Below are 8606 nucleotides of genomic sequence, written 5' to 3' on the forward strand. Positions count from 1 at the left end.
ATTATTTCTGTTCTCGCAAGATAAGCTTATACATACCGGATTCAGAGGCTTGGACATCTGTGATCACGAAGTGCTCTTGAGAAGAGGGGGCTTTGTTGTTTTCAGGGGAAATGATTACAACACTATCTTGAGGTTTTGGTGGTAATCCTCCAATGTCATTGATACAAAGATCAAGTTCCTTTCTTGCAATTGTGGTAGGGATTCTGCCACCGGCGTCCGATTCCGAATGTTTAATGCCGTAAATCGCTGTGATACGAAAAGATTGCTGGTTGTCCTTTCGCGTGTAGATGATGGGCTGCCCAAAAGTGTTGCGCACATCTTTAACCATTTGGTTTAGCAGCCCGTTCCACCGCATGTTATTTCGCTCCAATCACTGCTTTAAACAGCATTTCAGGGCGTGTACAGATGTAAAGCGGATAGCTATAGACCTCCGGTTTTACCCATGCATTACGGTCGTGGTCGACGATAAGCATCGTGTAGAGAGGTCTTCCAACCGTGTTGGCAAAATCCAAGCTTTCACCAGGAGCAAAGGTTTTTTGGAAGACACCAGGCGCATCAACAGGGAAGAATTGACATTCATCAGGCTTAATTCCTATGGCGCGCTTTGTTCCAGCCTTCGCACTCACATTATAGTTGTGAATACTCCGGTAATTAATGAAAGTCACACCCGCAAAGTCAAAACTACCAAAGCTCCCAGAGCCAATCGAACTTGGTGTTGCAACACCTCCGGCGCTATTGAGTGTCTGTGCTAAGGCTGTGTTTAAATAGGTCTCACGAATTGTTTTATGGTTTTTCAACTTGGAAAAGAATTCATTACCACAAAGCCCAATAATGCGTGAACGATCAGAAAACGCTCCCTTTGAAGCTTCAATCATCCTCATAATGACTTGATCAACATTGTCAGCAACATTGGTTGTTTCTGTATTTAGTTTAAAATCAATCGGCTTTGGTGGTGCGATTTCCCATTCTTTGTACCAATCGACAATAACAGAGCCATCGGCATCAAGAACCACCCCTTGAACAGCGCCAAGTTGCATATTTTCCCATGTCAATTCTATTTCAGAAATCAGTTTCTTTTGTTTTCTGGCAATATATTTCATTGCTGTCTCTAACTGATCTTCTGTCCCAAATTCACGACGGTTTTGGATTTCTTCTGATTTCACGGTATCACTTTTGGCAATCCGTGTTGTTTTGAAAAACCGAAGATTACGACCCTCTCTATCACCTTCTGCCAAAGGTGCGCCACGTTCACTGGTTTGAATAAGCGAAAATGTATTATCACGCCGTTCAATACCAACCACCGTGGTACTGGTTTCAACTTCCTCAAAAAGATTAAGAGAGCTTACAAGACCAGGTTGAAACTCATAGTTTTCAATGGCTTTCATCATTGTGATGCTTGAGAAAGCATCATGTTTAAAAAAATTCATATCCATGTGTGCATTCTCCTATCGCAATAGAATGTTGTTTTTGTCTTCTAAAGACTGAATGGCTGCTTTCTTTTGCTCATCCGTGATGGCATCTGGCCATAGCAGTTCAGAAGCTTTTACAGTGCATAAGCGTGCTGTAATCACGGCACGTTGATCTGCTTCTGTTGCGTCAATAGTGGCAAAAGAAATCCCCGCAGGGATTTGACTGCCATCTGCTGCTGCTGGATTAAGGGGGGTATATTTTTGTGATGCTGTAATTTTCCCCATGACAGTTCCAGCTTCAATGAATGCTCCTGATGCAAACAGCACTTCTTCATTTGACATATCGGGGTCGTAGGGTCCAAGATAAGCGCCATTGCGTACGTCGTCATAAATAATATTCGTCATTTCACTGCCCTCCAAGCTGCTTCCCATTTTGCATAAATCTTTGCCTTGCTCGTCCCATCACTATGAGGGGTATAAGGCGAGACTTTTAAAGACGCGCTTTGAGAGCTAGCAGCCGTCAACACACACTGGCGTGCTTTCTCGAGACTCATACCGTTTTGAATAGCTTTTGCTGCGTCAAAAGAAACGCCTAAGTGCTTTGCTTGCCTTTCAAGGGTTGTTAGTGCTTTTGCGCGCTTTCTTTCTTTTTCAAGAGCAGCTTTTATGTTTTCCTGCTTGTCCTCATTGTCTTCATCTTCATCTTCGTTTTCTTCTTCGTCGTCAAAGATTTCGGCGTTTTTGTCGATGTCACTATCGTCTTCGTCCTCTTCCTCGTCATTGATGATGTCGACGATCTTTTCGTCATCCTCTTCTTCAGCGCGGTATTGTGTGCGTGCCATGTGTTTTGTCCTTCTTTTTCTGTTGATGTTGGGTTTTGTGATATGGAATCCGTTAAGGCTTCCAAAGCTTGCGCAAGGGTGCCCTGCGCATCTGCTAATCCAAGCGTGATCGCTTGGGTGCCTATAAAAGTTTCTGCTTTTGTGTCACGAATTGCAGCAGCATTTAAGCGTCTGTTTTGCGCCACCAAATCGACAAACATCTCGTAGAGCAGGGCGCAATCGGCTTGCATTTTTATCTGTGCTGTATCGCTCAAGGGTTCATGAGGGTTGCCATGGGTTTTGTGATCACCTTCAAAGACAAAGGTCCATTTATGCCCGTGTTTTTCATCCGCACGAGATTGGTCAAGATGGGCGCAAACAACCCCAATCGAGCCCACAACCCCTGTACGAGCTACCCATATTTGAGAAGCCGCACAAGCAATGGCATAAGCTGCAGAACAGGCAAACTCATTGGCATGTGCCCAAATGGGCTTGTCGTATTGTTTTGAGAGTGTTTGAAACTCTTCAACCAAATCAAACACACCGCCGGCTTCTCCACCGCCGCTGTCAATATCAAATAAAACAGCGCGAACATCATGTTGTGCAATGGCTTCACGAAAAGAAGCCCTTAAACCTTCATAAGAGGTTAGCCCCGATAAAGCCCCAAGCCATGCACCACGGCGCACAAGCGTGCCATGAACCGGTATTATGGCAACATTGTTTTGTACTACATAAGTTTCAGGGGGTCTTAAAGCTTCTGTATTCTCTTGCGAATAAGCTTCAATGGGAAACTTTTCTCCCTCAAAAAGGCGTGGTGCAAGAGCATTCAAAATGATATCAAGCTTTGTCGAGGCAAGCATATGAGGAACCCCAAAAAGCCGTGATGCCAAAAACGGCATGTCGAGATTATTCACCATTTTTATGTGCCTCACTGCCTTGGTTACTTTCATAAGTCTCAGAAGGGTCTGAATCTGCTGTATCAATCGCTTGATTGCTAGCAGAGGGCGCTGCCATATCCGTGTCAAAAGATAAGCCGCGCGCACGAGCGTCTGTGTGCTCTTCTTCAAGTTCGGCATGAATGCTGTCGATATCAAAGCCACGCTCGGCAAGTGCCATGCGTCGTGTTTTCAAGCCAGCACGAATTTCTTCTTTTTCTGCTGTGATATCCTTGTTTGGATCAATCATTTCAAGCGGGGGCGCAAAGCTTTCACATTGAAGCCATGGCAAGGAATTTTCTTCCCATCCGGGTAAGTGAACGCGTCCAGAAAGTACTGCCATTTCAACAAAACGCTCCCACACAATGCGGTTAAACTGAAAGGCAATAATATGTTCACGCCATTGTTTGACGTGCCGTCTAAACTGAATGATAGAGGTACGCACATTAGAAAAATTCCCCCGCGTAACGTCTCCAGTCACAACGGCATAAGGCATATTAAGTGCTGCACAAATTTTCAAGATATTGCGAAATTGAAAAGCCTCATAAGAACCTCCAACCTCAACAGGATTTGAGAATGTAACTTCTTTATTCTCTCCTAAATAAAGAGATGCACCGGGCGCAATGACAGGTGCTTTGTATTCTTCTTCAACGTTGTTTTTATCACGATTATCGGATAATTTTTCGACGTTTGGTGAATTGTCCTTGACAAACGCCGCGAAAAGAGCCGCCGTCCTTTTTCTATCGAGTTCTGCGTCGTCATAGGATTCGAGTTGAAAGATCTTTGTCATACAGCGCGTTATTTTGGGAGAACCGCGCAATTGTCCGGCAATACGGCGCTCTTTGATGTGAAGGATCATTTCAGCGGGGACACGTATGCGTTCTTGACTCTTAAATGCTATGTTGGAAGGAGAAGCATCATAGGGGTGATGTTCCCAGAAATGATAAGCAACACGCTTACCACTGGCATTAAATTCAATTCCCATACGAATGTAATTGCCTTCAATCTCAGCCGGTCCATTGTAGGAAAGGTCCAACATTTCCGTGGGATAAACTTGCAACTGAAGAGGCACACCAGAGCGCCCGTAGAGATCAACATAATGCAATCTTACAAAGCACTCTCCGGTTAAAAATACTTCTCGTGCAATGGTTGCTTGCAGCCCATAAAAGCTGGTATCTTCATCATAATCGGCTTCATCAACCCATTGCCACCATAAGTCTAAAAGCTTTTTCTTTTCTTCTTGAAAGCCTTCAATACGAGGATAAGGTTTAATCCCATCACTTACAGCCGCAGAGACCCATTCCTCCGTTGCAGACCCATAAAGAGATTCATTGTCATAAAGCCATCTTGAACGGGCAACAATGGTATCACCGCATTCTTCAATCGCTTTATTAATATGTTTTTTGGCGGGGTCAAAACCACCCATGCGACGGCTTTTACTTGCAGCTTCAAAATGGGGATTGTGTTGACGAGAAATTTTAAAAAAGCCTGTGAGTTTATTGAAAAAACCAGCCATTAATAGCCTCGTGATATATTAAAATAGAAAACGCGTGAACCTTTACGCCCTTCAAGGTCCGCTATTTGCGTATTGATCATTTCAAGAGCTCTGCGCAGTTCCTCAACAGAGCGGTTGCTGACTTGCTTATCGCCGTGACGCACTGATTGCGCACCCGAATAAAGAGCCTCTTCAATTTGTTCACGCCGCCTTTTTAAACTTTCCAGTCTGTTAATTTTGCTGTTAAATTGTCCTAAAGTTTCATCCACAAATTACCTCCAATCCCTTCGCATATAAGGATTCATCACTGTTCTGGATTGTTTCCTTTGAGGTTTTGCTATCTGAGATCTTCTTGGAGAAGTGAATGAAGAAATCCCAGATGTTGGTTGCTCTACAGAACCTTCAATTTTAAGTTTTTCTAAACGCTCTTCTAAGATATCAACTTCTCGATTAAGGTTTATTCCCGCCGAAATCAGACCTTGTAAAGCAGCATAAGCATAGACCCTACAGTCCAAGGCTTCGTTTCTTGCCTTTTCACTTTTTTGCCATTCAATACGCTTGAAGCCTTTAAAATATTTGATGACTTTTCTTTCAGCGGTCAGTTGGTCAAAATATTCCCGATCAAGGTTTTTGTGAAAGTGTGTTGCACCAGCACCCGATGCTTCAGGTCCCGATTTTTTAAACCGTGCCGTGATAATATCTTTTGCTGCATCAACCCCAACAATATAGAGATTAATCTGTCCTTTGTTGTTTCTACTTGGACGGCGTGGCCATACCGCACGCCATCCCGCTTGCCCCTTAATCCCCCAGATACGTCGTCCCTCACGGGGGCGCACGTAATTATAAACCGCTTGTGTGTGTCCACCACCGGTATCAATACAAGCAGCCGTTATCTTGATGCCGTCTTTGTAACCTAGATGCGGCCAGCGTCTTGTAAGGTATTCATCCAGCTGGTCCCATACTTCAAAAGAAGAGGGATCACCAAGGATCACTTGATAATCAATATGCCAACTTTCTTCACTACGCCCCCATCCCACCACTTCAAGTTCCAAGCGGTCATTTTGCACATCAATGCCTGCTGTCAACAACACGGCTTGTTCTGGTGCCAATGGATAATCTTCGCGTTTTGCATAGAGGCTATCAGGGTCAACAACTTCGCCTGTTCTGTCTTCCCATGGCTCTCCAAGAACTGTATTAATAAAAACTTGCAAAAGAGCAGGGTCTTCTTTGGCTCTTAAAAATTCGCGCGCACAATCGCCCCAAGTCAGCCATGGGGAATAAAGCGCTGAAATATGGTAAGAACGCAGACGAGGCTTACTTGACTCCTGTGTTGCGATCCAGCAAGCACCGTTTTCTTCTGCCATTAAGGTGGACTTACGATGTTCGGCATGTTCATGACCACAATGGGCACAAACAAACACAGCTTTTTCGGGGGCGCCTTTTGGCCACTTGATTTGTGACCAAACAATGGGCTGTAGAACACCACATGCATCACAAGGCACGTTGTAATATCGCTGGTCTCCTAGCACAAAATCCTTGGCGATACGGCTTGTGTCACGGTGTGTCGGCGTGGACAATTTAAAAATTTTACGTTGAATAAAAGCAGAGGTTCGTTTTTCAGCAATTGTTACAGGATCGCCTTCATTATCGACATTCAATGGGTAAGCATCGACTTCATCCAAAACCAAATAGCGAATAGGAGAAGAACGCAATCCAGCAGCACTATTTGCTCCTGTAATCATCAATGTTCCCCCATAAAATTCCTTTGAAAACATTGTATTTCCACTGTCTCGTGCACGAGCAGGAGCAATGCGTTCACTTAAAGCAGGGCTAGCTGAAATCATCGGATCAAGACGAGACTTTGACAGTTTCTTAGCGGTCTCAACTGTCGGCATCACATAAAGGGCAGGTCCTGGACTATGATGAATGGCATAACCACAAAAGTTCAATGCTGCTTCCGACATTCCAATCTGAGCCCCCTTCATCACAACCGTTGTTTCAGTCGGATCATAAACAGAAAGATTATCCATGATCTCTCGTAAATAGGGGGTACGTATAGTCCTCCATAATCCAGGCTCAGCACTCGTAACTGTGCTCAAATAACGATTTTTATCAGCCCACTGGGAAACAGTATAAGGCGGGTCAGGACGGCGTCCTTCATTCGCATAGCAAAAAAAGAGCCCAGCATCAGAGGACGAGGGCGAAGCATCACTTATCATGTTCTGGATTCTCTTCTAAAATGTTGGGATCGTGAAAAGAAACAGGGACGACATTTTCCACTAAAGCTTTGCGCATATGATGATCGATAGCTCCAATAAGGCTCGCAGCATCACATCCCACTTGCGCCGCAATTTCAGTACCAAAGCGATAGGCAAAATTGAGCATTGTATCTCGATGCGCTCTTCCAAAGTTCCATGCTTCTTTTCTCACTTCTTCACGATCAACAGTTGTTTCGCGTAACTTTTCCAGAGCAATCTTTTCTTTTGCTAGCGCAACTTGCATTCGCTCCAGTTTTATCTTGTATTCGTTGGCTCCATCTGTGGAGGCTTGTTTAATCTTTGTTCGCGGTTGTCCATCAGGTGCTAAAAATGGGGGAGGGCGCTTTGTTGGATTCTCATTCCAGATAGCTGTTGCAAGCGCTTCATTGACAGAACCATCTTCAAAAAGAGCTGCATCAAATTTACCTGTCTTTATCCGAGAAACCACCGCATTATGTGAAACACCCATCTTCTTCGCAAACGCACGAACCGATAGACCCTTACGCGTTTTCTTATTCATAGTTGCTCCTTGCCTTCTTCTCTGCCATAAGAAGTAAGAGTTTACTGTGTTACGAATGATTGACAATCGGGTATAATCGGGTATATATTCCGGTATGAAAACAGATACACTCCAAATTACACAAGAATTGTTGGCTCTCATTACTGAGATTGATGAGTTCAAAGGGGCATGGCGCGCTCTTGGTACTCTTGCACCTGAGCGATTGAACGCCCTTCGCCATATTGCTACTGTTGAAAGTATTGGATCTTCTACACGCATTGAAGGGAGTAAGTTAACAGACCGCGAAATCGAACAGCTTTTGGTAAACTTAGAAATTAAACGTTTCAAGAGTCGTGATGAACAAGAAGTTATCGGTTATGCCAAGGTTATGGAAACAATTTTTCAATCTTGGAGTGATATTTCTATTACTGAAAATCATATTAAACAACTTCATCGTGATCTTTTGTGTAATAGTGAGAAAGATCAACGACATCGAGGTGAATATAAGACTTTACGCAATGATGTAGCAGCATTTAATTCTCAAGGGAAAATGGTTGGCATTGTTTTTGAAACAGCTACACCATTTGATACATCATACCGAATGCAAGAGCTTATTACTTGGTTCAATAAAACCAATGAATTAAAGGATCTTCATCCTTTACTTACGATTGGTATTTTTAATGTAACATTTTTAGCTATTCATCCTTTTCAAGATGGAAATGGACGTTTAAGCCGTATCTTAACCACCCTTCTTTTGTTACAAAAAGGTTATGTTTATGTACCATATTCATCACTTGAAAGCATTATTGAGAATAATAAAGAAAGCTATTACTTAGCTTTAAATCAAACTCAAAAAACAATTTATACTAAAACACCCAATTGGGAGCCTTGGATACTCTTTTTTTTACGTGCTCTACAAAAACAAAAACGCCAATTAGAAATAAAAATAGAGAGTGAAAAAAATGCTCTTTTTTCCTTATCTGAATTGGCTCTTAATATTCTTGATTATGTGCGTAATCACGGACGTGTTACAACCCGCGATATGGTGCGTGAGGTTGGTGCAAGCCCTAATACACTTAAAGTAACTTTTACATCATTAGTTGAAAAAGGTCTTTTGATACGTCATGGTGGTGGACGATCAACTTGGTATAGTGCACCTTAATTTTATTGCCTTCTTAACCACCTTCCC

General features: G+C 43.2%; 10 protein-coding genes. 1 reads left to right on the forward strand and 9 read right to left on the reverse strand.

Going from position 1 to position 8606, the window contains the following annotated elements:
- Nucleotide 1: 1 nt before the first annotated feature.
- The 9 genes from ACFINI_RS08980 to ACFINI_RS09020 form a co-directional block, all read right to left on the reverse strand.
- Nucleotides 2–355, reverse strand: a complete 354-nt coding sequence (locus tag ACFINI_RS08980) for a hypothetical protein (protein ID WP_375647898.1) — start codon at nucleotides 353–355, stop codon at nucleotides 2–4.
- Between the two features lies 1 nt (nucleotide 356).
- Entirely contained in the window at nucleotides 357–1433 is a 1077-nt protein-coding gene (locus ACFINI_RS08985; protein ID WP_375647901.1) for a major capsid protein, read from the reverse strand.
- Nucleotides 1434–1445: 12 nt separating this feature from the next.
- Nucleotides 1446–1814 carry a head decoration protein gene (locus tag ACFINI_RS08990; RefSeq protein WP_375647906.1) on the reverse strand — a complete coding sequence of 123 codons (369 nt, stop codon included), beginning with the start codon at nucleotides 1812–1814 and terminating at the stop codon, nucleotides 1446–1448.
- Complete coding sequence (locus tag ACFINI_RS08995; protein WP_375647910.1) at nucleotides 1811–1963, reverse strand: hypothetical protein; 153 nt, start codon at nucleotides 1961–1963, stop codon at nucleotides 1811–1813. The genes ACFINI_RS08990 and ACFINI_RS08995 overlap by 4 nt, the downstream gene beginning before the upstream one ends.
- Before the next feature lie 110 nt (nucleotides 1964–2073).
- Entirely contained in the window at nucleotides 2074–3147 is a 1074-nt protein-coding gene (locus ACFINI_RS09000; protein WP_375647915.1) for a S49 family peptidase, read from the reverse strand.
- Complete coding sequence (locus ACFINI_RS09005; RefSeq protein ID WP_375647921.1) at nucleotides 3137–4681, reverse strand: phage portal protein; 1545 nt, start codon at nucleotides 4679–4681, stop codon at nucleotides 3137–3139. Before ACFINI_RS09005 ends, ACFINI_RS09000 begins: the two co-directional genes overlap by 11 nt.
- Nucleotides 4681–4929 (reverse strand): phage head-tail joining protein, encoded by a 249-nt coding sequence (locus tag ACFINI_RS09010; protein WP_375632641.1) that lies wholly within the window; start codon nucleotides 4927–4929, stop codon nucleotides 4681–4683. Before ACFINI_RS09010 ends, ACFINI_RS09005 begins: the two co-directional genes overlap by 1 nt.
- Nucleotides 4930–4932: 3 nt before the next feature.
- The gene (locus ACFINI_RS09015) at nucleotides 4933–6879 is read right to left on the reverse strand and encodes a phage terminase large subunit family protein (protein ID WP_375647927.1); all 1947 of its coding nucleotides are present in this window, start codon (nucleotides 6877–6879) and stop codon (nucleotides 4933–4935) included.
- Complete coding sequence (locus ACFINI_RS09020; RefSeq protein ID WP_375647932.1) at nucleotides 6869–7438, reverse strand: hypothetical protein; 570 nt, start codon at nucleotides 7436–7438, stop codon at nucleotides 6869–6871. The genes ACFINI_RS09015 and ACFINI_RS09020 overlap by 11 nt, the downstream gene beginning before the upstream one ends.
- Nucleotides 7439–7532: 94 nt before the next feature.
- On the opposite strand from ACFINI_RS09020, the gene ACFINI_RS09025 reads away from it, so the two are divergent.
- Complete coding sequence (locus ACFINI_RS09025; RefSeq protein WP_375647939.1) at nucleotides 7533–8579, forward strand: Fic family protein; 1047 nt, start codon at nucleotides 7533–7535, stop codon at nucleotides 8577–8579.
- Nucleotides 8580–8606 lie beyond the last annotated feature (27 nt).

The organism is Bartonella sp. AA56HLJMS, from assembly GCF_042197145.1.
Classification (GTDB): Bacteria; Pseudomonadota; Alphaproteobacteria; order Rhizobiales; family Rhizobiaceae; genus Bartonella.

Bases quoted from the DNA above. Each gene is read 5' to 3' on its own strand.
- ACFINI_RS08980 (WP_375647898.1), bottom strand. From the start codon at position 355: ATGCGGTGGAACGGGCTGCTAAACCAAATGGTTAAAGATGTGCGCAAC.
- ACFINI_RS08985 (WP_375647901.1), bottom strand. From the start codon at position 1,433: ATGGATATGAATTTTTTTAAACATGATGCTTTCTCAAGCATCACAATG.
- ACFINI_RS08990 (WP_375647906.1), bottom strand. From the start codon at position 1,814: ATGACGAATATTATTTATGACGACGTACGCAATGGCGCTTATCTTGGA.
- ACFINI_RS08995 (WP_375647910.1), bottom strand. From the start codon at position 1,963: ATGAGTCTCGAGAAAGCACGCCAGTGTGTGTTGACGGCTGCTAGCTCT.
- ACFINI_RS09000 (WP_375647915.1), bottom strand. From the start codon at position 3,147: ATGGTGAATAATCTCGACATGCCGTTTTTGGCATCACGGCTTTTTGGG.
- ACFINI_RS09005 (WP_375647921.1), bottom strand. From the start codon at position 4,681: ATGGCTGGTTTTTTCAATAAACTCACAGGCTTTTTTAAAATTTCTCGT.
- ACFINI_RS09015 (WP_375647927.1), bottom strand. From the start codon at position 6,879: ATGATAAGTGATGCTTCGCCCTCGTCCTCTGATGCTGGGCTCTTTTTT.
- ACFINI_RS09020 (WP_375647932.1), bottom strand. From the start codon at position 7,438: ATGAATAAGAAAACGCGTAAGGGTCTATCGGTTCGTGCGTTTGCGAAG.
- ACFINI_RS09025 (WP_375647939.1), top strand. From the start codon at position 7,533: ATGAAAACAGATACACTCCAAATTACACAAGAATTGTTGGCTCTCATT.